Below are 21,479 nucleotides of genomic sequence, written 5' to 3'. Positions count from 1 at the left end.
ACCCTTGGGGGGTGAAGGTTCTCGTGATCGGCCCCGGCGGCCGCGAACACGCCATTGTCCGTTCCCTCCTCGCCGACCCGGCCGTTTCCGAGGTTCACGCAGCCCCCGGCAACGCGGGGATCGCGCAGGTCGTGCCGACTCATGCCGTGAACGCGAACGACCCGGCAGCCGTGACGGAGCTCGCGCAGAAGCTCGAGGTGGACCTCGTTGTCGTCGGCCCGGAGGCGCCGCTCGCTGCGGGCGTTTCGGACGCTGTCCGCGAGGCGGGCATCCCGGTCTTCGGCCCGAGCCGGGAGGCCGCCCAGCTCGAGGCGTCGAAGGCCTTTGCGAAGCAGATCATGGCCGAGGCCGGAGTGCCGACCGCGATGGCCCGCGTCGCCGCCAACGCCGACGAGGCCGCCGACGCGCTCGACGCGTTCGGCGCCCCGTACGTCGTCAAGGACGACGGGCTCGCAGCGGGCAAGGGCGTCGTCGTGACGGAGGACCGCGAGGCCGCGCTCGCCCACGCGCAGGCGTGCTTCACCGCGGGGGGCACGGTGGTCATCGAGGAGTACCTCGACGGGCCCGAGGTCTCCCTTTTTGTCCTCAGCGACGGCAAGACGGTCATCCCGCTCTCACCTGCCCAGGACTTCAAGCGCATCTACGATGGCGACCGCGGCCCGAACACGGGCGGCATGGGCGCCTACACGCCGCTCGACTGGGCACCCGAGGGCCTCGTCGACGAGGTCGTGAGCCGCATCGCGCAGCCGACGGTGGACGAGATGGCCAAGCGCGGAACGCCCTTCGTGGGCGTGCTCTACTGCGGCCTCGCGCTCACGTCGCGCGGCACGCGCGTCATCGAGTTCAACGCGCGCTTCGGGGACCCCGAGACGCAAGCCGTCCTCGCGCGCCTCAAGACGCCGCTCGGCGGGCTCCTCCTCGCGGCCGCGAAGGGCCGCCTCGATGAGGAGCGCGAGCTGCGCTGGTCTCGCGAGGCCGCAGTCGCCGTCGTGCTTGCCTCGGAGAACTATCCCGACACCCCGCGCACGGGCGACCGCATCCGCGGCCTCAAGAAGGCCGGCGCGGTCGAGGGCGTGCACATCCTCCACGCGGGCACGAAGCTCGACGACGACGGGAACGTCGCGAGCGCGGGCGGCCGCGTGCTCGCGGTCGTCGCCCTCGGCGAGGACCTGCAGGAGGCGCGCGAGCGGGCCTACGAGGGCATCGGCCTCATCCGGCTCGACGGGGGCCAGTACCGCACGGACATCGCGGCCAAGGCGGCGCGCGGCGAGATCACGGTTCCCGAGCGGGCCGGGAAGGCGGGCGTCTGATGACGGAGACCAAGGGCTTCGCGGTGGACGCCCCTCAGCTCGAGGGCTGGCGGCACATCTATTCGGGCAAGGTCCGCGACCTCTACGAGCCGATCGATGGGCCCGACGACGTCGTCCTGGTGGTCGCGAGCGATCGCATCAGCGCCTACGACTTCGTGCTCTCGAGCACGATCCCGGACAAGGGCCGCATCCTGACCCAGCTGAGCCTGTGGTGGTTCGAGCAGCTCAACGTGCCGAACCATGTGGTCGGCTCGACGGCGGACGACGGCGTGCCCGCCGAAGTCGTGGGCCGCGCCATGATCTGCCGGCGGCTTGAGATGTACCCGGTCGAGTGCATCGCGCGCGGCTACCTCACGGGCTCGGGGCTGGCCGAGTACCGCGAGAGCGGCACCGTGTGCGAGATCCCGCTGCCCGCGGGGCTCGTGGACGGCTCGCGGCTGCCTGAGGCGATTTTCACGCCGTCCGCTAAGGCCGAGGTGGGCGAGCACGACGAGAACATCACGTACGAGGACGTCACCGGGATGGTGGGCGACGACGCCGCGGCCCAGCTGCGCGACCTCACCCTCGAGATCTACCGCGAGGCGGAGCGGATCGCGCGCGAGCGCGGGATCATCCTCGCGGACACGAAGGTCGAGTTCGGCCTCGATCCCGTGACGGGCTACATCACGCTCGGCGACGAGGTGCTCACCCCGGATTCGTCGCGATTCTGGGACGCCGCCATGTGGGAGCCGGGCAAGGCACAGCCCTCGTTCGACAAGCAGTTCGTGCGCGACTGGCTCACGTCCCCGGCATCGGGCTGGGACCGCGTCTCAGGCGAGGAGCCCCCGGCTTTGCCGGCCGACGTCGTGGTGCGCACGCGCGCGCGGTACATCGAGGCGTACGAGCGGCTCACCGGCCGGGCGTTCGAGGCCTGAGGCGCGGCGGCCTACGCGGAGCGGTCTGTGCGCTGCTGGGCGAGCCTGATCTCGAGGATCGCGTCCATGGTCTGCTGCACCTTGTCCGAGGCGCCTGCGTAGCTGAACTGCTCGCGGGCGTCCTTGAGCAGCTCGAGGGCCTCGTCGTTGCGGCCGAGGGCCTTGAGGGCCCGGCCGTACAGGAGCGCGACCTCGCCGGCGGTGTGGCGGCCCAGGACGTTCTTCTCGGCGTGGATCTCCTTGAGCCGCTCGATCGCGGCCGCGATCTCGCCGGTGAGGTAGAGCCAGCGCGCGCGGATGAAGGCGACCTCGAGCTGTTCGGTTCGGCTTCCGCCCACGATCGAGAGGGCGAGCTCGGCGCGTTCGATCGCGGCGAGCGTCTCGGGCTCGACGATGCCGCCGGACAGCCGCACGGATGCGGAGGCCTTGTTGAAGCGCGCCCAGAGCTCGATGTCGTTCGCGGGGGAGAGTCGCTTCGCGGCGCGCTCGTGGTGCTTGACGCCCGATTCGTAGTCGCCCCGGATGAACGCCACGTTGCCGATGACCCATTCGACCTCGCCCGAGAGCTGGCCCATGGACTCGTCGTCGACGAGGGTGCCGAGGATCTGGCAGTAGTCCCATGCCTCGTCGAGGCGTCCGGTTTCGGCGAGCGCGCCGATGAGGGCGCGCAGGGCGCCGATGTAGATGGTCGAGCCCGCGGGGAGCTGGGCTCCGATGCGCACGGCCTCGCGGGCGTGCTCGACGGCGGTGGAGAGCTGGCCGAGCCCGTGGCACGCGGCGGCGAGCATCTGGCGGGCGCGGACGGCAAGGCCGTCCGATTCGGCGATGATCGGGTGCTCGAGGAGGTGCTGGACGATGCGCTGGCACTCGGCAAGGTGGCCCTGCTTGAGCATGCACTCGGCCTGCATGTAGGTCATGTTCCACCACGCACTGTTGTTCTTGCCCTCGAGGGCGAACTGGGCGGCGGTCGCGGCGTGGCTTGCGGCCTGTGCGTAGTCGCGCATGTCCCACGCCTGCCGTGCATACAGCCCCGCGAGCACATATTCGGCGTCGTTGACGGTGACTGGCTGGCTCCAAGCCTCAAGGGCCTTGGGGGCGAGTTCGAGGCGGCGTGCGAGTTCTTGGATGACCTCGGGCGTGGGTTCGCGGCGACCGGTTTCGAGCAGGGAGATGTAGCTTGGCGAGTAGAGATCCTTCCCTAACTCAGCCTGCGTCAGGCCGCGCTCAAGTCGCTCGGCCCTGAGCTTCTCTCCGAAACCGCTCCCCACAACTTCCTCCTACTGCGGAGCTGCCGCCCCGCCGTGCAGAGCAATGCGGAACATCGGCAGCTTGACACTCGCTGTGGATCTTATTTTACTTGGTGTGTCAATCACGACAAAGCACGCTCTGCCCGAAATGCACCCGCTACAACATAAGGACATGACATGCTGAAGAAGTTGACAGCGTCGCTCGCCCTCGTGGGCGCCCTGGCGCTGGGAGGCGTTTCGGTGGCCCCCACCGCGGTCGGCATCTGGCCCGACCCGATGAAGACTACCGCGGTCGGGGACTGGCCCGACCCGATGTCGGCCACTGCGGTCGGGGACTGGCCCGACCCGATGAGTGCGACTGCGACCGGGATCTGGCCCGACTCGGTGACCGCAACCGCGACCGGGATCTGGCCCGACTCGGTGACCGCAACCGCGACCGGGATCTGGCCCGACTCGGTGAAGCACAGCTACTGACCTGAGCCTCTGCCGCTGAGTGCCAGATCGCCGAGAGGCTGGCGTCTGGGCATCCCCTTTTGCGGCTGTGGTTCTGCGGCCTTGAGAAGTGCCCCAAAGGGCCCCGCCCACCTCTTGTGGTGGGCGGGGCCATTTGGTTTATCCGATGGGTCTGGGAATCCCTCTGAGCGGGTCCGACTATTCCGGACGCCCGGTTTTGGGAATCGTTCCTGCTTTTCTTCGATCCGCTCCTCTGCGGTGATTGCGGCGTCGTGCGCTGGATGGTGGCCGGGAGCCGCGAGTGGCCGGCATCCGCGGCGTGACGCGGATCCGGGGCCTCCGTACTGCTCGGGCAGACCGGGGGAATTCTTCGCCCGGATGCAGTTTCGGTGCTGATCTGCTGAAATTCGCTGTGTTGTCGATACCGTTCCACCGGCGAACTATCCATGCATATGCCGCACGGTATATCGCGGTTTTCGGCATGCTCTCATTCCTGTATCTTTGGTGAGGTTTGTTGTTTTAGATGGGGGAATGAGGAGTCACCAGACTATGCAGCTGCGCGAGCTCAGCAGCCTGACGGGCGTGCCTATCGCGAGCATCAAGTTCTACCTCCGGGAGGGCCTCCTCCCGCCGGGGCGGAGGCTGAGCGCGACCCGCTCGGACTACGACGAGGCGCACGCCCGGCGCATCGCCACGATCCAGACCCTGCGCGGGGTGAACGACCTGAGCATCGCCCAGATCCGCGCGATCGTGGCCCTCATCGACGCCGGGGCGAGCCGGGTCGAGATCATGAAGTCCCTCCAGCGCGAGGTCCAGTCCCTCGGCGAGCCGGTGCCCGGGCGCACCCAGGCGGGCAACGCCGTCGTCGCCCTGCGCGGCTGGCCCGACGTGCCCACCGCCGCGCGCGGGGCCCTCGATGCGCACCTCGAGCAGATGGCCCGGCTCGGGGTCTCCGTCCCGCCCGCGGCGCTGGACGTCTACAGCCGGGCCGTGGACCTCATCGCGCACGTCGACGTCGAGGACGCGGCCGCGGCCGAGGACCTCGACACCCTCGTGGCCCGCGTCGCCGTCGGGATGCACATGCACCGCGAGCTTGTCCTCAAGCTCCTCGCCCTCGCCCAGACCAGCCGATCCATCGAGATCGATCGCCGCGTTCCCATGTCGGTGCGGGCCCGCTCCTACGCGACGCGGGTCGCCGAGTCCGCATAAGGCTCCGCCCCCACGCCCGTCTGGGTACGGGAGTGGAGGCGGCCGCCGTGATCACCCGTCAGCAGAGCTCGACGTCGTTGGGGTGGCTTGTGAATTCGTGAAATATCCGACGCCAGCGGGTCTGGCGTCATCTGGCTGCGCATCGATCGGATGTCGACCAGCGATCTCGCGGAGCGTCTCGCAAACGCCCAGTGGCTTGTCGTAGGCGAGTACACGGCAACCTTTACAGCGCGGCCCTTGTGATCCGGCGGTCGGGTCCATGCAGATCTTCGCGTCTTACAAACAATCGTTCATCTGACGCGACGTCTTCGGGCCGAGTCGACGCGGGTGGGGAAGGGTTGAATTCGGCGGGGTGCTTGACAGCAGCCGGTCTTGAGAGTCGACTACGACCTGATCCGGAGTTCTTCGAAACGCTGGGCAAATAGGGTTATGGCTTCACTCGTCACGAGGCCCATGGGGGGGTAATCGTTGGCTTTCATTCTGCTCGGCCTCAGGGTTGTTCCTGGCCTTGTGCTGGTGCTGTTCGGTTTGGCGAAGGCGTTTGAGCATCAGGCCGCCGGCGTCGCCGCGGTGCGGGGATACCGGCTCTTGGGGCCAAGGTCCTCCGCCATCGTCTCTGCCGCTCTCCCTGGGGCCGAAATTGCCCTTGGGGTCCTGCTCTCGCTCGGCATCGAGACGCGGGCCGCAGGCGTGCTTTCCGCGGCCCTGTTCGTGGGATTCTCGGCCGCGATGGCATCTGCGCTGCTCCGGGGAGTCGCGAATGAATGCGGATGCGGAGGAGCGCTTCGGACAGGCGAAGTCAGATGGCCCCTCGTGGCCAGGAACGGGCTCCTCGCCGCCTCAGCCGCATCAGCCGCCCTGCTCGGCCCTGGCGACCTGTCACTCAGTGCGCTCACCGCAGACAGCCCCGTCGAAGGGGCTGTGGTGCTCGTAGCAGCGCTCGGCGCGACAGTCCTGGCCTTCGCAAGACTCCTCCAGGCAAAGACGCCGCCAGCCGCAACCACAGGAAGGTAATCGATGTTCACCTTAAACCGCAGGACAATCCTCCGGAGCACCGGCATTGCAGGGCTTGCGAGCATCACCGCGGGGCTGTTCCCCGAGCTCTCCCCGCTAGCTGCGTTCGCCAAGGCGCCCAGCACCGCTCCGGCTCGGCCATGGTACGCAGAAGCCGGATCGGCGCGCGAGGCCAGGGCCGGCGAACTCGAGAAGGCATCGGCGGACTATCTCCCCCGCCTGGGCGTGCTGGCCAGCTCGGGCGCATTCCAGTTCCCATCCGGAGGGAAGATCGACCAGCAGCACGCCGCGAAGATGGCAGTGCACACGATGCAGGACGGTACCTCGGTCAGCGCGTGGTCGAAGCCGCTGGACGATTCCCATGTCGTAGTCATCTATTCAGAAGAAGATGCCAAGGGGCGCACGGGACGTTCACAGGTCTTCGTCTGGGAAGTCGACGCCGTGCTGAAGGCCGGCCGAGTGGCGGCCAAGGGCCCGGCCCTGAAGAGCCTGACGAAGGCTTCGGCCCCTGCCGGCGGGGGCCTCGCGGCCGCCCACGCGATCGACTGCGGGCCGGGGACCTACGTCTGCTCCTACTGCGTCGGCTTCGACGCAGGATTCGTCGACTGCTGCGGCCCTTGCGGGTTCGCGTTCCTCGGCGGCCTCGTCTCCGGGCTGTCGTGCGTGCTCATCTGGTGCAATTGGTGCGTCTGGGAACACTGCACCCAATTCGCGGACTCATGCTGTTCCGCCTGAGACGGGGCGCGACCGGATTCGCGCCCGGCGCCGCCGTGACGGCAGCCGCCTTCGAGCCGTACGCTCGAAGAGAACCTGCAAAGGCCCGAATCGGGGAGGCACGATGAGCAGCATCAGCAGCAGCGCCAAGCCCACTGTCCGCACGGGCCGAAGCTACTGGCTGGCCATATCGGCAATCTACGGGATTTCCCTAGGATTCATGGCCGTCGCCGACCGCGTCTGGCTATGGGCCGTCCTGCCCGGATTCGTGCTGGGCCTAGTGGTCTTGGCCCGGCTGTACGGACAGCTCCAGGCTTGGGTGCAGGGACGATCAGTGCCGGCCTGGATCGGTATTCTCGCCTTCATCCTCGGTGTCGCCGCCACGCAGATCCACGCAAGCGGCCTCGCCATCTGGCTGGGGCCGATCTTCGCGGCCGCGGCCCTTGGAGCTTTGTTCGTGCTGCTGGACCGCTTCGGCAAGTTCGACGACCACGGCTCAAGCCACGACCCCAGCTGACCTCGCACCGGCAGGACGAGGGATGGCCGGCTCCCACGGAGCCGGCCATCCGCTCTGCATGGCAACGCGAAGCCTCAGGGTACGCAGAACGCGAGGCGGACGGACAGGCCTGCCGCGGGCCATGAGAAGGCCGACGGCGGCATGGCCGCGGGCCGGGCGACGTCGGTGACGTCGCCGGCTCGGAGGCCTCGGGAGTTGCCGCGGACGGGGAGGGGGAGGGGACGAGCGGGCAAGCCCTGACCGGCGCCGGAAAGAATGGAAATCCATTCATTTCCTTTAATGTTCCGGAGCAATGGGAACACGGAATTCTGCGGCGAATCCACCCCGTGGTTTGCTCCAATTTGAAATGCTCTTTGTGGGTGGGCCGAAGAAGTCCATGACGATATTCGACTTGTGTCGTCCTCCGGCGAAGAGGACCGCGAGCGACTTCCTCCCGGCTGCTTCCTCCGCGAGAGACCGGGCGAGCCCGATTCCGTGGAAGGCGCCCGGATGGCCCTCGCGACTGCCCGAGACCTCCGCCGTGAAACTCCACATGAGAAGTGGAACCGAGCTGTCGAAGTATTCGGTGGAAAGGTGTGGTTGGCTGAAAAGGCGGTGCCCTGAGTATTTGTCTGTCGGGGTGCGGTGCAGAGGTGGGAGGACTATCAGCGGTGGAAACCGACGGCACTCAGGCATCCGGGCACGAGTTGGATCTCACCAATGTTGTGACGCGCCTCAATCGGATTCGTTCGAGCACGCGGTCGCGCCTCGCCAATTCCGATCTCACGAGGGCTTTCCTCACCTCGGCGGTCGCGTTGCTCGAGGAGCGATTCGGGAGCGCGAGGCCGCTGCCCGTGCCGGAGGACGCGTTCCCGTTCTCCTTCCTGACCCGGGCTCGCGTCCTCCGGCGGGCTCAGGACGACTTCCCCGAACTCCTCCCGACCGAGGCGAAGTTCCGCGACCGGTGGGCCGGGCAGCAGGACTTCCTCTTCGACGTCGTCTCCTACTCCCTCGCGGCGCGCCGACAACGCCACCGCGAGATCCTGGGGAGCTGGGTCGAGGAGGCTCTCGTCGAGGAGGCCGACTTCGTGGGGGCCGTCTACCGGCTCGCGCGGCTCGCGTTCGGCCTCTTGTCGGGACCGGAGTACCGGCTGCAGCTGCTCGCCGTCGCGTGGTCGAACGCCTACGGCGCCGACGACGCGGTCAAGGACGTGTTCGCCGCGTCGGGCCGCGACCTCGTGGAACTGTGCGGGCGGATCGCCGCCCGCTACGGGCTCGAGCTCCGTCCGGGGGTGAGCCTCGACGACTACGTGCTTCTCGTGAGCGCCCTCGCCGAGGGCATGAGCATGCGCATGCTCGCGGATGCCGACGGCTTCCTCGCAGACGTCGAGGGTCAGCGCGAGCTCTTCGCCACGGGCTGCGTCGCGCTCATGATGTCCCTCGTGGATGTCGGGGATGGCCTGACGGTCGAGGATGCCGCGGGGCGGCGGGTCAAGGGCTCCCGGTCACGGCTCTCGTGACGCGCGCCGGCTCTCGTGACGCGCGCCGCCCGCCGGGGCGCTCGCCGCTGGCGGTCCCGCCGAGGGGCGCTAGGCGGCGCCGGCAGGGATGCCTGGGCTCGCGAGGACGGCGGCGTGGCGGGGGCCCGCGGCGCTGTATGCCGTGCGGCTGCTGCGGAAGCGCATCCTCGTCGCGGCAGCCTCTTCGAGGCTTGCGCCGTCGCCTGGGTCGATCAGCGAGGTGAGGAGCGCGAGCACGCCCGTGCCGAGGAGGGAGGTGCCCTTCGACGCGTCGACGAGGCGCCCCTTGCTCCCGCTGATCACGCGCATGGCGAGGCCGTCGGCGAGGGCATGGAGAAGCGTGCACAGCTGTTCCGCGTCGATCCCCGGGCGCAGCTGGAAGCCGAATCGATGTGCGACCCTCTCGTAGGCCTCGAGGACGACGTGGGTGATCGAGAGGAGCGAGTCCGAGAGGAGCTTTCGGGTCGCGGGGTCGTCGGTGGACGCGCCCGCCATGAGCTGGAGTCGGTATTCCGGCGGCTCGCTCATGAGGCGGAGGCAATAGGCCGCCACCCCGTGCACGGCCTGGGCGAAGTCGGCCCCCGATGACTCGAGCTCGTCGGACAGCGCCGCGAGCGACTCCTCGAGGCGACGACGACGGATGGCCAGAGAGAAGGCGAGGAAGTCGCCGAGGAAATCCTGCTGCCCGATCCAGCGGTCGCGGAACTTCGCTTCCGTGGGGACGAGTTCGGGCCGCTCCTCCCTCGTGCGCCCGACAACGCGGGACCGTGAGAGGAAGGCCAGCGGAAGCGTCTCGTCTGCGCCGAGGGTGAGGGCGGTTCCGTCGAACTTCTCCTCGGACAATCTGAGCGCTGCATTGAGGAATGCCCGGGTGAGATCTTCGTTGGCCACTCGCTGTCTGGTGCTGGCACGAATTCTGTTGATTCTCGTTACAACATTCGTAAGATCGATGCTGAAATCATCAATCCCCGATGATCTGACTTCGCGCGACGAAAACATCTGCGCCTCCCCAATCGGCCTGGTCCGACTTTGCCCGCGAGACCCGTGTGAGCCAAGGATGCCGCTACTCTTGTGAATTTTCCAGCCCTTGGAAAGCCAGACTATCCTCCGAGTTCAATTCGTTCATTTGTGACGCAATGCGGAGGCTTCCGACGGGCGCATTCTGTACCGTCAAACGCCGCGGTAGAAGAGGTGTTCTGTCGGGGGATCTGACGGATTCCTCCAGCCGCGGACCACTAGAATTCTTGAGGCCCGCTGTCAGATTCCCGTCGTCAGTCCGGCCGGTGCAGGCGCTTGGATGAACGGCTCGACGGTCAGAGTTCTTGTATCGAACACGACTGAATTGCCCGCGCGCCGCTGCCTGTCGAGAATGTGCAGGACCGTCGTCGTCCCCGGGACGTCGACGGTGAGCCGCTGGTGCCAGTGGGCCGAGAACACGAGCCGCGGCTGGGTCGCGTCGAGCGCCTGCTGAACGAAGTCGCGGCTCCGCTGGGCGACGGCAGCGTCGTCGGGAGTCAGCCGGTAGGGGAACGGGAGACTGACGCCGGAGGGCGCCTCGTGCGCGAGCAGCACGTCGAGCGGCCTGCCGCCGAGGCGGCGGACGTCGTTGGCCGTGACGTCCTCTTCGGGCCACCAGTCCACTCCGCTGCGGCGCTGGGCACGGTCGATCGAGGAGGCCCCGCCCAGGGCGCCGAAGCGCAGGCCGCCAAGCCGGAAGCGCGTGCCGCGGGGAAGGTAGGTGAGGCCCATGAGTTCGGCGGTTCCACTGCGGCTGCGCGGCACACGGGCCAGGAACTCGTGAGGGTCGTTGTTCCCGTCGATGAACATGAACCGCATTTTCGCGGCCCGCACCGCGTCGGCGAGGGAGCGCGTGAAGCCATAGGCGCGGCCCAGGGGATGGTCGCGGCCCGGGAGTTCGGGGAAATCGGTCGGCCAGAAGGCGCCGAGATCGCCGAGGTGGATCAGATGCTGGATGCCCTGCTGATGGGCGGCGTTGATGGTCTCCACCGCCCAGTGGGCGTCGCGGTGCCAGTCACCGGCGATCAGGATCCTCATGTGCCCCCTTCCCGGCGCGCGTCGCAATCAATTCTTCCATGTGGGGGCCGGCGCGAGCGGCGGGAAAGCGGGCGACGACGTGTGACATTCGGTACGCTGCACGCCGCCCCGCGGCCCGAGGACCGCAGAACGTCCCCGCACAGGACGAAGCAGGCCCCGCCAGAGCGGGGCCTGCTTCGTGGGTCAGCTTCCTCTCGGCGGCTAGTTCTTGATGTAGCCGTTCGGGTTCAGGACGTACTTGGTCGCGGCCCCGGCGTCGAATTCTGCGTAGCCGCGGGGAGCGTCTTCGAGCGTGATGGCCTTGGCGTTGACGGCCTTCGCGATCTGTACCTTGTCGTGCAGGATCGCCATCATGAGGCCCCGGTTGTACTTCATGACCGGGCACTGGCCCGTCGTGAAGGACAGGGACTTGGCCCACCCGGTGCCCAGGGACAGGGAGAGCGAGCCGTGCTTGGCCGCCTCGTCGATCCCGCCCGGGTCGCCCGTGACGTACAGGCCTGGGATGCCCAGCGCGCCGCCGGCGGCGGTGAGGTCCATGAGGGAGTTCAGCACCGTGGCAGGGGCCTCGTGGGTGGCGTCCTTGCCGTGCCCGCGGGCCTCGAAGCCGACGGCGTCGACACCGCAGTCGACCTCGGGCACGCCGAGAATCTGCTCGATCTGGTCCTTCGGGTCCCCGGCGGAGACGTTCACGGTCTCGCAGCCGAACGAGCGGGCCTGCGCGAGGCGGTCCTCGTTCATGTCCCCGACGATGACGACGGCGGCGCCCAGGAGCTGCGCGCCCGCTGCCGCGGCGAGGCCGACGGGCCCCGCTCCCGCGATGTAGACCGTCGAGCCGACGCCGACGCCCGCCGTGACGGCGCCGTGGAAGCCGGTCGGGAAGATGTCCGAGAGCATGGTCAGGTCCATGATCTTCTCGAGCGCCTGGTCGCGGTCCGGGAACTTCAGCAGGTTCCAGTCGGCGTACGGGACCAAGACGTACTCGGCCTGGCCGCCGACCCAGCCGCCCATATCCACGTAGCCGTAGGCGGACCCGGGGCGGTCGGGGTTGACATTGAGGCAGATGCCGGTCTTGCGCTCCTTGCAGTTCCGGCAGCGGCCACACGAGATGTTGAACGGCACCGAGACGATGTCGCCGACCTTGATGAACTCCACGTCCGGGCCGACCTCGACGACCTCGCCCGTGATCTCGTGCCCTAGGACCAGGTCCCGCGGGGCCGTCGTCCGGCCGCGCACCATGTGCTGGTCCGAGCCGCAGATATTGGTCGACACCGTCCGCAGGATCACCCCGTGCGGGACCTTGCGGCCCACGTTGAGCGGATTGACGCCCGGTCCGTCCTTGAGCTCGAACGTCGGGTAGTCCGTGTCGATGACCTCGACAACACCGGGTTCCTTGTAGGCAACTGCTCTGTTTCCTGCCATGGTCCGTCCTTTCGGTTGATCGGTAGGTGTTCTGAAGGTCTAGATGGCGCCGAACCAGCCGCTCGGCGCGGGGGAGAGGTTCTGCCAGATGTGCTTGGCCTCGCGGTACTCGTCGAGTCCCGCGCGGCCGAGCTCGCGGCCGATCCCGGACTTCCCGAAGCCGCCCCACTCGGCCTGCGGCACGTAGGGGTGGTAGTCGTTGATCCACACGGTTCCGTGCCGGAGCGCGCCTGCGACCCGCTGGGCCTTCGAGGCGTCCGAGGTCCACACGGCGCCGGCCAGGCCGAACTCGGTGTCGTTCGCGATCGCGATGGCCTCGGCTTCGTCGCGGAACGTCTCAACCGTCAGGACGGGCCCGAACGACTCCTCCTGCACCACGCTCATGCCAGAGCGGCAGTTGGCGAGCACTGTGGGCGGGTAGAAGAAGCCGTTCGCGAGCGGCCCCTCCTCGGGGATGTAGCCCCCGCACAGGAGTTCCGCGCCCTCGGCGATGCCGGCCTGGACGTAGGCGTGGACCCCGTCGCGCTGCTTCGCGGAGATGAGCGGCCCCGTCTCGGCGTCGGCGTCGAACGGCCCGCCCATCCGGATCTTCTGCGCCCGCTCGACCACCTCGGCGACGAATCGCTCCGCGATCGTCTCCTCGACGACGAGCCGCGCGCCCGCCGAGCAGACCTGCCCCGAGTGCAGGAAGACGGCCGTGAGGGCGTTGTCGACGGCGGCGTCCCAGTCCGCGTCCGCGAAGATGACGTTGGGGTTCTTCCCGCCGAGCTCGAACGCGACGCGCTTGACCGTCTCGGCCGCGGCGGCCATGATCGTCTGCCCCGTGCGGAGGCTGCCCGTGAGCGAGACGAGGTCGACGCGCGGGTCCGCGCTGAGCGGGCCGCCCACCTTCGAGCCCGTGCCTGTCACGAGGTTCGCGACGCCCGCGGGAACGCCGGCTTCCGCGAGGGTCTCCATGAGGAGAATGGAGGTCGACGGCGTGAGCTCGCTCGGCTTGAGGACGAACGAGTTCCCCGTGACGAGGGCCGGCGCGACCTTCCACGCCGCCTGCAGGAGGGGGTAGTTCCACGGCGCGATGAGCGCGCACACCCCGATCGGCTCATACACGACGCGGCTGATGGCGTTCGGCCGCCCGGTGTCGATGACTCGCCCAGCGTCGAGGCCCGCGATCTTCCCGTAATACCGGAAGCACGCCGCGATGTCGTCCATGTCGTACTCGGCCTCGACGAGCCGCTTGCCCGTGTCGAGGGCCTCGGCGCGGGCGTAGATCGCCTTGTCGCGCTCGAGGAGCTCTGCCACGCGGAGCATGACCGCGCCGCGCTCGAGGTCGGTCATGCGCCGCCACGGGCCGCCGTCGAACGCGGAGCGCGCACTCGAAATGGCGCGCTCCGCGTCCTCCGCCGTCGACGAGACGACGACCGCCACCTCTGTGCCGTCCGCAGGGCACCGCACGGTGGTCGTACCGCCGTCGGACGCTTGCTGCCAAGCCCCGTCGATGTACAGGCCCTTGATCGTGCGCCCTGCTAGAGTCGCGTCCTCGCGGACGTCGCCCTCCGGGACATGGTGAACAGCGGCGGTCATCGTCTCTCCTATCGTGTCGAAGCTGACTGTGCGTTCCCGGCTACTTGAGCCAGGCCGCGACCTTGTCCGGGTTGGCGTCGATCCACTTCTGGGCGGCCGCGTCCGGGCTCATGTTGTCCTTCGCGATGTACCCGGCGACCGCGTTCTGGTCCTCGTTGGTCCACTTGAAGTTCTTCACGAGGTTGTATGCGGGGCTGCCCGAGTTGGCGAACTTGGTCGAGACGACCTTGTTGAGGTCGTACTTCGGGTAGTCGCACGCAACCTTCGCCGCGTCAGCGTCGCAGCCGTCCGTGTACGCCGGGAGGTTGACCTTCATGAGCGGAACCTCGTTCAGGAACCATTGCGGCTCGTAGAAGTAGCCGATGAGCGGGGTGTGGTTCTGCTCGGCCTGGCGGAACGCCTGGATGAGCGCCGGTTCGCTGCCCGCGTAGACGACCTTGAAGTTGAGGCCGAGGTTCTTCACGAGGGCGTCGTCGTTGGTCACGAACGAGGGGTCGCCGTCGAGGAGCTGGCCCTGCGCGCCGGACTCGGAGGTCTTGAACATGCTGGCGTACTTGTTCAGGTTCTTGTAGTCCGTGATGTCCGGGTACTGCTTGGCCATCCACGGCGGAACGTACCAGCCGATCACGCCGGTGTTGCCGGTGGGCCCGGCGTCGACGGCGGTCTTCTGCTGCTTGATGTACTTGTCCACGAGCTCGGGGTGGCCCCAGTTCTCGAGGACGGCGTCCACCTCGCCGCTGCCGAAGCCCTGCCAGGAGACTTCTTCCTTGAGGGTCTTGTAGTTCACGGTGCAGCCGAGCTTCTGCTTGGCCACCGTGCCGACGACGTAGGCGTCCGCCTCGTAGCCGACCCACGGGTTCACTGCGACGTTGAAGGCGCCGCACTTGGCGGAGCTGCCTCCGCCGTTTGACGAGCTCGAGATGTCGCCGCCGCCGCAGGCGGTCAGGCCGAGCGCCGCGGCGAGGGCGAGCGCGCCCAAGACGACGGCGCCCGATTTCTTCTTCGCCGGTCTTTCCATACCCCCACGGTTGTCGATCCACTTTGTCATGGGTCATTTTCCTTTGTCAGGCGCGGCCCAGGCGGGCAGCGGTGTGTTGGGTGATGCGGTCGAGCATGACGCCGAGGGCCGTGATGGCGATCCCGGCGGCGAGACCCTTGCCGAAGAGCTGGCTTTGGGAGAATCCGGACACGACGAGGTAGCCGAGCCCGCCGCCGCCCACGAGGCCGCCGACGACGACCATGGACAGCACGTACAGGAGGCCCTGGTTCGCGGCGAGGACCACCGCGGCGCGGGACATGGGGAGCTGGACCTTCGAGACCATCTGCCACGAGGTGGTCCCCATGGATTCGGAGGCCTCGACGGTCACGGGGGAGACGCCGCGGATGCCGTCCGCGACGAGCTTCGTGGCGATCGGCACGCCGTACGCGAACGCGGCGACGATGGCCGTGAACCGCGTGGGGCCGAACAGCGCGAGGGCCGGCACGAGGTACACGAACGACGGGATGGTCTGGAAGGCGTCCAGCACGGGGCGGATGATCGAATCCACGAGCTTGTTCCGACCCATCCACACACCGATCGCCAGTGCAACGAGCACCACGATGAGGGTCGCGACGAGGGTCGTCGCGAGCGTCTTCATGCTCTCGTTCCACAGGCCCGTTCCGAGGATGACCGCCTCGCACACGACCGTGATCGCCGCAGCCCGCAGCCCGCCGAGAGCGAGGGCGACGCCGAGCAGCACGATGGCCATGGCCCACCACGGCGATTGCGCGAGGAGGGACTCGAGCGGGTTGACCAGCAGCGCCGTGATCGTGTCCTTGATCCAGCCGGTGAAGCCGGCGAACGTCGTCACGATCCACTGGACGATGGTTGAGACCGTGCTCGCGAGGGGCGATCCGAGATCGGGCGAGGTCGGGAACTTCGCGAGTGCAAGGTAGCCGTGCGAGAGGTAGATGGCGATCGCAGCGATGACCGCGCCAACGATGACGACGAGGCGCCGGCGGCGGGGGCCGCGGCGGGCGCCGCCCCCGCGCTGCACGCGAGCCGCGATGCTGGAGCGCTCGGAGGCGGCCGTCGTCGTCCGGTCGAGCATGATCGCCATGAGGACGATGGCGAGGCCCGAGACGAAGGCCGAGCCGACGTCGAGCGACTGGAGGGCCTGCAAGACGGGCTGGCCGAGGCCGGGGCCGTTGATGAGCGCGGCGATGGTTGCCATCGAGAGAGCGGCCATCATGCTCTGGTTCACTCCGACGACGATCGTGCGGCGCGCCATGGGCAGCTGGACCTTGATGAGGGTCTGCCACGCGGTGCCGCCCATCGACGTCACGGCCTCGAGCGTCGTGGGGGAGACGTTGCGGATGCCGTGCTCCGTGATGCGCACGAGCGGCGGGAGGGCGTAGATGATCGTCGTGACGATCGCGGCCGCGGGCCCGATGCCGAACACGAGGGCGAGCGGCGCGAGGTAGGCGAATGAGGGGAGCGTCTGCATGAGGTCGAGCACCGGCGTGATGGCCGTCGACGCGCGGCGGCTGCGGGCCATCCAAATGCCGAGGGGGAGTCCGAGGACGGTGCAGAGGCCGACGGCGACGAACGTCACGATAAGGGTGTCGATGCTCTGCTGCCAGTAGCCGAAGAAGCCGAACAGGAGCACGCAGACTGCGACGAGGAGCATCGAGCGCAGCCCGGCGAACGCGAAGGTCACCCAGGCGAGGAGCACGACGACGCCGAACCACCCTACTTGGGGCACGGGCCGCCCCGCGGGGGCCTGGCTGAAGAGGTTCTGGAGGAACGTGACGAGGCCGTTGATGCCGTCTGTGATCGGCTGGACGATGTACTCGAAGACCGCCGAATTGGTGCGCGCCGCGTCGAAGCTGTCACGCACGCTGTTGAGCCAGAGATGGACGCTGGTCTTCTCGGCGCCGCCGAGCTCGAGCGTCTGGGTCCCGCGCAGCACGGCCCAGAGGACGAGCCATAGGACGACGACGGCGGCGAGGAGGAGGGGCCGCCAGCGGCGGCGGATGAACGCTGTTGCCTTGACTGCGGGGGCTGTTTCTCCCGGCGGTGTCGGCGGTCGCGTGGCTGGTTCGGCGGCACGCTCGCGTGCCCCGGCGATCGTGCTCATGACCCACGCTCCTTGCCCGCTCCCGCGTCGGCAGCCTCTTCGGCCACGACGACGCGGAGGATGTCGTCGTCGTCGACCAGCCCCAGGAACTGGTCGCCGTCGAACACCCGCACGGGAAGCGTGGAGTGCAGAACCTGCCGTGCGGCGTCGCGCACGATTCGGTTCGCCTGCATGACCGGCCCGTCGAGGGATTCGCCCTCGTGCGGCGGCCGCACGACGTAGCGGAGCGTCAGGACGTGCGAACGGGGAACCTCGGAGACGAAGTCGCGCACGTAGTCGTCCGCGGGATTAGCCACGACCTCGGCGGGTGTGCCGATCTGGACGATCTCGCCGTCGCGCATGATGAGGATGCGGTCGCCGAGCTTGAGCGCCTCCTGGAGGTCGTGGGTGATGAAGACCATCGTCTTCCCGACCTCCTCGTGGAGCCGGCAGACCTCGTTCTGCATGTCGCGGCGGATGAGCGGATCGAGCGCGGAGAACGGCTCGTCGAACAGCAGCACCTGCGGGTCGACGGCGAGGGCGCGGGCCAGGCCGACGCGCTGCTGCATGCCGCCCGAGAGCTGATCGGGGAACGAACGCTCGTATCCCGAGAGCCCCACGAGGTCGACCATCTCCTGGGCCCGGGCAAGGCGGTTCGATTTCCCCTCGCCGCGGACCTCGAGCCCGTAGGCCACGTTGTCGATGACCTTGCGGTGTGGGAGCAGGCCGAACTGCTGGAAGACCATGGACATGTGGTTCCGGCGAAGGGCCCGCAGCTTGTTCTTGCTCGCGCGGGTGACGTCCTCGCCGTCGATCGTGACTGTCCCTGCCGTCGGCTCGATGAGCCGCGTGAGGAGCCGCACGAGGGTGGACTTGCCCGAGCCGGACAGGCCCATGACGACGAAGACCTCGCCGTGCGACACCTCGAAGGAGACGTCCTTCACGGCCGCGAGGCAGCCGGTCTTGACCTGGAGCTCCTTTCGGGTCAGGCGCTCATCGGGCGAGCCGATGATCTTGTCGGCCTTCGGACCGAAGATCTTCCACAGGCCCTCGACTTTCAGGGCGGGTTCGGCGGAGCCCGCGCCGCGCGCCGCGCGTCGTGAACTCGTGGGATCGATGACCGGGGCGCTCATGATGCCTCCTTGATTTGGTGGCGGTGGCGGTAGAACGGCTCAGGCTCCGCGGGGAGAGCCCGGCCGAGGATGAGGTCCGCGGCCTTTTCCGCGAGCATCATGACGGGGGCGAAGATGTTGCCGTTGGTCACGTACGGCATGGCGGACGCGTCTGCGACGCGGAGGCCCTCCGTACCGTGCACTTTCATGGTGAGCGGATCGACGACGGCGAGCGGGTCCGAGGCGGGGCCCATTTTCGCCGTGCACGAGGGGTGCAGGGCCGTCTCCGCGTCCCGGGCCACCCAGTCGAGGATCTCCTGGTCGGTCGTGACGCTCGCGCCGGGTGAGATCTCGCCGCCATTGAACGGCGCCATTGCCGGCTGGCGCAGGATCTCGCGGGAGACGTTGACGGCCTCAATCCATTCGCGGCGGTCGTTCTCGGTCGAGAGGTAGTTGAACAGGATCGAGGGACGCGCCATCGGATCCTTGGAGCGGATCTTGAGGTGGCCGCGAACATCCGAGTACATAGGCCCGACATGGACCTGGAAACCGTGCTTGACGTCGGCCTTCTTGCCGTCGTAGCGAACGGCGACCGGCAGGAAGTGGTACATGAGGTTCGGGTAGTCGACGTCGTCGTTCGAGCGGACGAAGCCGCCGCCCTCGAAGTGGTTGGTCGCCGCCGGGCCCTTCCGGCCCAGGAGCCATTCGAGGCCGATGAACGGCATGCGCCACAGGTCGAGGGAGGGCTGCTGGGAGACCGGCTGGAGGCACGCGTGCTGGATGTACACCTCGAGATGGTCCTGCAGGTTCTCGCCGACGCCGGGAAGTTCCACGCGCGGGGCGATGCCGACCGAGCGCAGGTGGTCGGGGTCTCCGATGCCTGCGAGCTGGAGGAGTTGAGGGGTGTTGAACGCCCCGCCGCACAGGATGATCTCGCCGCCGCCCACGGTGTGGTTCTGGCCCCCGCGGCGGTACGTCACGCCCGTCGCCCGTGTTCCCGCGAACTCGATTCCGGTGACGTACGCGAGCGTCTGCACCGTGACGTTCCCGCGCTTCCGGGCCGGGCGCAGGTAGCCGCGGGACGCGGAGTAGCGCTCGCCCCGGTGGACGTTGCGGTCGAACGGGCCAAAGCCTTCCTGACGATAGCCGTTCACGTCGTCCGTGCGCGGGTAGCCGGCCTCGACCGCGGCATCGAAAAACGCCTGGAACAGGGGGTTCGTAGCCGGGCCGCGCTCGAGGATCAGGGGGCCGTCGTGGCCGCGGTACGGGTCGTCGGGCGCGGCCGCGAGGGCGTTCTCCATGCGCTTGAAGTACGGGAGGCAGTGGGCGAAATCCCACGACTCCATGCCCGCGTCCGCTCCCCACCGCTCGTAGTCGAGCGGGTTTCCGCGCTGGAAGATCATGCCGTTGATCGAGCTCGACCCGCCGAGGACCTTGCCTCGGGCGTGGGCCACGCGACGGCCTCCCATGAACGGCTCGGGATCCGATTCATATCGCCAGTCGTAGAGCGGGTTGCCGCTCGGGAACGTGAGGGCTGCGGGCATCTGGATGAAGAGATCCCAGGGATAGTCGCTCCGCCCGGCCTCGAGGACGAGGACTGTGCGGTCACCGTCCGCGCTCAGTCTGTCCGCAAGGACAGAGCCAGCGCTGCCACCGCCGACGATGATGTAGTCGTAATGTTTGGCTGTCATGTTGGTCGCTCCTTTGGCGTGGCCCCCGCGCGGGGCGCTCTAGGCGTGGCCGTCGATCGTGATTCCAGGCGGCAGGTTGGGTGCCTCGTCGGACTCCTTGACGTAAATGTCCCCGTCGCGAACCTCGACGGCGTGCACACGGACCGGCAGTTTTGCGGGTGGTGCATCCACCATGCCAGTCCGCAGGTCGAACTTCGAGGCATGGAGTGGGCATTCGACCTCGCACCCCTCGACGTAGCCGTCCGCGAGGGACGCGTCCTGGTGGGTGCAGGTGTCGTCGACCGCGAAAAGCTCGCCATCTTCCGTGTGGAACAGCGCGATCGGGGGACGGGTATCGAGACGCATTGCGTCACCCCTCGCGAGCTGCGAGAGCGGGCACGCTCGGATCATGTCGTCAGCTGTCATCGGACTTCCGTTCGCGTTCCGTGGGAGCTTTCGGGGACGAATTCCCCGACGCGCTCCATGACCCAGTCGTGGAAGGCACCGATGTGGTGCTCGCTGGGAACCAGCACGCCGCCCTTGGCGTAGATCTTGGAGCCCATGGCGGGCTGGCAGCGCTCGCACGCGTCGAAGTCCTGCTGGTTCACGCGGTGGAACAGCTCCACGGAGGCGCTGACGTCCTTGCCGCTCTCCACGACGGAGGGGAGGTACAGCCAGTCGCACTCGACGATCGTGTGGTCCGTCGCAAGCGGGAACATGCGGTGGATGATGACGTGGTCCGGAACGAGGTTCACGAACACCGTGGGCTTGATCGTGATGGCGTAGTAGCGGCGGTCCTGGTCCTCGGCAACGCCGGGGAGGTGGTCGAAGCCCTCGGAGCCGTCCACCGTGAAGCCCTTGATATTCTCGCCGAACTCGGCGCCGTGGCCCACGAAGTACTGCGCCGCGAGGCCGTCGGCGAACTCGGGGAGGACCTCGGTGAGCTCCGGGTGGATCGTGGCGCAGTGGTAGCACTCCATGAAGTTCTCGATGATGAGCTTCCAGTTGGCCTTGACGTCGTAGCGGATGCGCCGACCGAGGCTCAGGTTCGCGACGTCGTAGCCGTCGATCTTGTGCACGTCGCCGAGGCGCTCTTCGATGGCGCCCATGACGTCCTCTTCGAACGAGGGCGGCTCATCGGCAAGGCAGACCCACACGTAGCCGAGGTACTCGCGGATGTGGACCTTCGCAAGGCCGTACGTGTCCCGGTCGATGTCCGGCATCTTCGTGAGGTTGGGCGCGGCGATGAGCTTGCCCTCGAAGTCGTACGTCCACGCGTGGTACGGGCACTGGAAGTTGCGGCTGGCTTCGCCCTGCTCTTCCATGCAGAGCTTCACGCCGCGGTGGCGGCAGATGTTGTAGAACGCGCGGATCTCGCCCTTGCGCGTCCGCGAGATCAGCACGCTCTCGCGGCCGATCTGGACTGTCTTCCACGAACCAGCCTTCTCGAGGTCGGAAGAGCGGATCGCGCAGAACCACATCTGCTCGAAGATCCGCTCCTGCTCGGCGCGGAATACGGCCTCATCCACGTAGGTGGAGCCGGGCAGTGTCGAGATCAGGCTCTCCGAGATTTTCGTGGTACCGCTGCCCTGTGATGCGAGCTTCTCGGTGGAATCAGTCGAGGTAGTCATGTCGTCCCTTCTGAGGTGGTGAGTCGTGTCTCGTGA

The 21,479-nt window shown here is 67.9% G+C and carries 19 protein-coding genes; 8 read left to right on the top strand and 11 right to left on the bottom strand.

Going from position 1 to position 21,479, the window contains the following annotated elements; genetic code table 11:
• The first annotated feature begins 11 nt into the window (after window positions 1–11).
• Together purD and SPF06_RS04040 are read left to right on the top strand one after the other, a co-directional pair.
• Window positions 12–1,310, top strand: a complete 1,299-nt coding sequence (gene purD, locus SPF06_RS04045; RefSeq protein ID WP_323277631.1) for a phosphoribosylamine--glycine ligase — start codon at window positions 12–14, stop codon at window positions 1,308–1,310.
• Window positions 1,310–2,224: a phosphoribosylaminoimidazolesuccinocarboxamide synthase gene (locus tag SPF06_RS04040; RefSeq protein ID WP_323277630.1), complete on the top strand. Its 915-nt coding sequence runs from the start codon at window positions 1,310–1,312 to the stop codon at window positions 2,222–2,224. Before purD ends, SPF06_RS04040 begins: the two co-directional genes overlap by 1 nt.
• Before the next feature lie 11 nt (window positions 2,225–2,235).
• Here SPF06_RS04040 and SPF06_RS04035 read toward each other — a convergent pair whose 3' ends face one another.
• On the bottom strand, window positions 2,236–3,492 hold the full coding sequence (locus SPF06_RS04035; protein WP_323277629.1) for a helix-turn-helix domain-containing protein: 1,257 nt from the start codon (window positions 3,490–3,492) through the stop codon (window positions 2,236–2,238).
• Between the two features lie 156 nt (window positions 3,493–3,648).
• Between SPF06_RS04035 and SPF06_RS04030 the strand changes: the two genes are divergently transcribed.
• From SPF06_RS04030 to SPF06_RS04005, 6 genes are all read left to right on the top strand, one after another.
• The gene (locus SPF06_RS04030; RefSeq protein ID WP_323277628.1) at window positions 3,649–3,945 is read left to right on the top strand and encodes a hypothetical protein; all 297 of its coding nucleotides are present in this window, start codon (window positions 3,649–3,651) and stop codon (window positions 3,943–3,945) included.
• 528 nt (window positions 3,946–4,473) lie between these two features.
• A complete protein-coding gene (locus SPF06_RS04025; RefSeq protein WP_323277627.1) occupies window positions 4,474–5,133 on the top strand; it encodes a MerR family transcriptional regulator in 660 nt (219 codons plus the stop codon).
• Between the two features lie 468 nt (window positions 5,134–5,601).
• Window positions 5,602–6,147 (top strand): MauE/DoxX family redox-associated membrane protein, encoded by a 546-nt coding sequence (locus SPF06_RS04020; RefSeq protein ID WP_323277626.1) that lies wholly within the window; start codon window positions 5,602–5,604, stop codon window positions 6,145–6,147.
• A gap of 3 nt (window positions 6,148–6,150) precedes the next feature.
• Window positions 6,151–6,882: a hypothetical protein gene (locus SPF06_RS04015; RefSeq protein WP_323277625.1), complete on the top strand. Its 732-nt coding sequence runs from the start codon at window positions 6,151–6,153 to the stop codon at window positions 6,880–6,882.
• 103 nt (window positions 6,883–6,985) lie between these two features.
• The gene (locus SPF06_RS04010) at window positions 6,986–7,378 is read left to right on the top strand and encodes a hypothetical protein (protein ID WP_323277624.1); all 393 of its coding nucleotides are present in this window, start codon (window positions 6,986–6,988) and stop codon (window positions 7,376–7,378) included.
• Between the two features lie 650 nt (window positions 7,379–8,028).
• The gene (locus SPF06_RS04005; RefSeq protein WP_323277623.1) at window positions 8,029–8,877 is read left to right on the top strand and encodes a hypothetical protein; all 849 of its coding nucleotides are present in this window, start codon (window positions 8,029–8,031) and stop codon (window positions 8,875–8,877) included.
• A 69-nt stretch (window positions 8,878–8,946) separates the two neighbouring features.
• Here the strand turns inward: SPF06_RS04005 and SPF06_RS04000 are convergent, their stop codons facing one another.
• The 10 genes from SPF06_RS04000 to SPF06_RS03955 form a co-directional block, all read right to left on the bottom strand.
• Complete coding sequence (locus SPF06_RS04000) at window positions 8,947–9,768, bottom strand: hypothetical protein (protein WP_323277622.1); 822 nt, start codon at window positions 9,766–9,768, stop codon at window positions 8,947–8,949.
• A gap of 366 nt (window positions 9,769–10,134) precedes the next feature.
• Window positions 10,135–10,932: a metallophosphoesterase family protein gene (locus SPF06_RS03995; RefSeq protein WP_323277621.1), complete on the bottom strand. Its 798-nt coding sequence runs from the start codon at window positions 10,930–10,932 to the stop codon at window positions 10,135–10,137.
• A 201-nt stretch (window positions 10,933–11,133) separates the two neighbouring features.
• Window positions 11,134–12,351, bottom strand: a complete 1,218-nt coding sequence (gene fdhA / locus SPF06_RS03990) for a formaldehyde dehydrogenase, glutathione-independent (protein WP_323277620.1) — start codon at window positions 12,349–12,351, stop codon at window positions 11,134–11,136.
• A gap of 39 nt (window positions 12,352–12,390) precedes the next feature.
• Window positions 12,391–13,932 carry an aldehyde dehydrogenase family protein gene (locus tag SPF06_RS03985; RefSeq protein ID WP_323277619.1) on the bottom strand — a complete coding sequence of 514 codons (1,542 nt, stop codon included), beginning with the start codon at window positions 13,930–13,932 and terminating at the stop codon, window positions 12,391–12,393.
• A gap of 40 nt (window positions 13,933–13,972) precedes the next feature.
• Complete coding sequence (locus tag SPF06_RS03980; RefSeq protein ID WP_323277618.1) at window positions 13,973–14,980, bottom strand: ABC transporter substrate-binding protein; 1,008 nt, start codon at window positions 14,978–14,980, stop codon at window positions 13,973–13,975.
• Between the two features lie 16 nt (window positions 14,981–14,996).
• Window positions 14,997–17,051 carry an ABC transporter permease gene (locus SPF06_RS03975; protein ID WP_323277617.1) on the bottom strand — a complete coding sequence of 685 codons (2,055 nt, stop codon included), beginning with the start codon at window positions 17,049–17,051 and terminating at the stop codon, window positions 14,997–14,999.
• Window positions 17,048–18,163 carry a quaternary amine ABC transporter ATP-binding protein gene (locus SPF06_RS03970; RefSeq protein ID WP_323277616.1) on the bottom strand — a complete coding sequence of 372 codons (1,116 nt, stop codon included), beginning with the start codon at window positions 18,161–18,163 and terminating at the stop codon, window positions 17,048–17,050. The genes SPF06_RS03975 and SPF06_RS03970 overlap by 4 nt, the downstream gene beginning before the upstream one ends.
• A complete protein-coding gene (betA, locus tag SPF06_RS03965) occupies window positions 18,160–19,833 on the bottom strand; it encodes a choline dehydrogenase (protein WP_323277615.1) in 1,674 nt (557 codons plus the stop codon). The genes SPF06_RS03970 and betA overlap by 4 nt, the downstream gene beginning before the upstream one ends.
• A gap of 39 nt (window positions 19,834–19,872) precedes the next feature.
• Window positions 19,873–20,223 carry a bifunctional 3-phenylpropionate/cinnamic acid dioxygenase ferredoxin subunit gene (locus SPF06_RS03960; RefSeq protein WP_323277793.1) on the bottom strand — a complete coding sequence of 117 codons (351 nt, stop codon included), beginning with the start codon at window positions 20,221–20,223 and terminating at the stop codon, window positions 19,873–19,875.
• Window positions 20,224–20,234: 11 nt separating this feature from the next.
• Window positions 20,235–21,443, bottom strand: coding sequence for an aromatic ring-hydroxylating oxygenase subunit alpha (locus SPF06_RS03955; RefSeq protein WP_323277614.1), 1,209 nt, complete (start codon window positions 21,441–21,443; stop codon window positions 20,235–20,237).
• Window positions 21,444–21,479: the final 36 nt, after the last annotated feature.

Source organism: Sinomonas terricola (genome assembly GCF_034931225.1).
Classification (GTDB): domain Bacteria; phylum Actinomycetota; class Actinomycetes; order Actinomycetales; family Micrococcaceae; genus Sinomonas; species Sinomonas terricola.
The sequence above is the reverse complement of the archived record's forward strand: the minus strand, read 5'-3'. Positions and strand labels throughout refer to the sequence as shown.

Bases quoted from the DNA above. Each gene is read 5' to 3' on its own strand.
- SPF06_RS04040 (WP_323277630.1), top strand. From the start codon at position 1,310: ATGACGGAGACCAAGGGCTTCGCGGTGGACGCCCCTCAGCTCGAGGGC.
- SPF06_RS04030 (WP_323277628.1), top strand. From the start codon at position 3,649: ATGCTGAAGAAGTTGACAGCGTCGCTCGCCCTCGTGGGCGCCCTGGCG.
- SPF06_RS04025 (WP_323277627.1), top strand. From the start codon at position 4,474: ATGCAGCTGCGCGAGCTCAGCAGCCTGACGGGCGTGCCTATCGCGAGC.
- SPF06_RS04015 (WP_323277625.1), top strand. From the start codon at position 6,151: ATGTTCACCTTAAACCGCAGGACAATCCTCCGGAGCACCGGCATTGCA.
- SPF06_RS04010 (WP_323277624.1), top strand. From the start codon at position 6,986: ATGAGCAGCATCAGCAGCAGCGCCAAGCCCACTGTCCGCACGGGCCGA.
- SPF06_RS03995 (WP_323277621.1), bottom strand. From the start codon at position 10,932: ATGAGGATCCTGATCGCCGGTGACTGGCACCGCGACGCCCACTGGGCG.
- fdhA (WP_323277620.1), bottom strand. From the start codon at position 12,351: ATGGCAGGAAACAGAGCAGTTGCCTACAAGGAACCCGGTGTTGTCGAG.
- SPF06_RS03985 (WP_323277619.1), bottom strand. From the start codon at position 13,932: ATGACCGCCGCTGTTCACCATGTCCCGGAGGGCGACGTCCGCGAGGAC.
- SPF06_RS03980 (WP_323277618.1), bottom strand. From the start codon at position 14,980: ATGACAAAGTGGATCGACAACCGTGGGGGTATGGAAAGACCGGCGAAG.
- SPF06_RS03975 (WP_323277617.1), bottom strand. From the start codon at position 17,051: ATGAGCACGATCGCCGGGGCACGCGAGCGTGCCGCCGAACCAGCCACG.
- SPF06_RS03970 (WP_323277616.1), bottom strand. From the start codon at position 18,163: ATGAGCGCCCCGGTCATCGATCCCACGAGTTCACGACGCGCGGCGCGC.
- betA (WP_323277615.1), bottom strand. From the start codon at position 19,833: ATGACAGCCAAACATTACGACTACATCATCGTCGGCGGTGGCAGCGCT.
- SPF06_RS03960 (WP_323277793.1), bottom strand. From the start codon at position 20,223: ATGATCCGAGCGTGCCCGCTCTCGCAGCTCGCGAGGGGTGACGCAATG.
- SPF06_RS03955 (WP_323277614.1), bottom strand. From the start codon at position 21,443: ATGACTACCTCGACTGATTCCACCGAGAAGCTCGCATCACAGGGCAGC.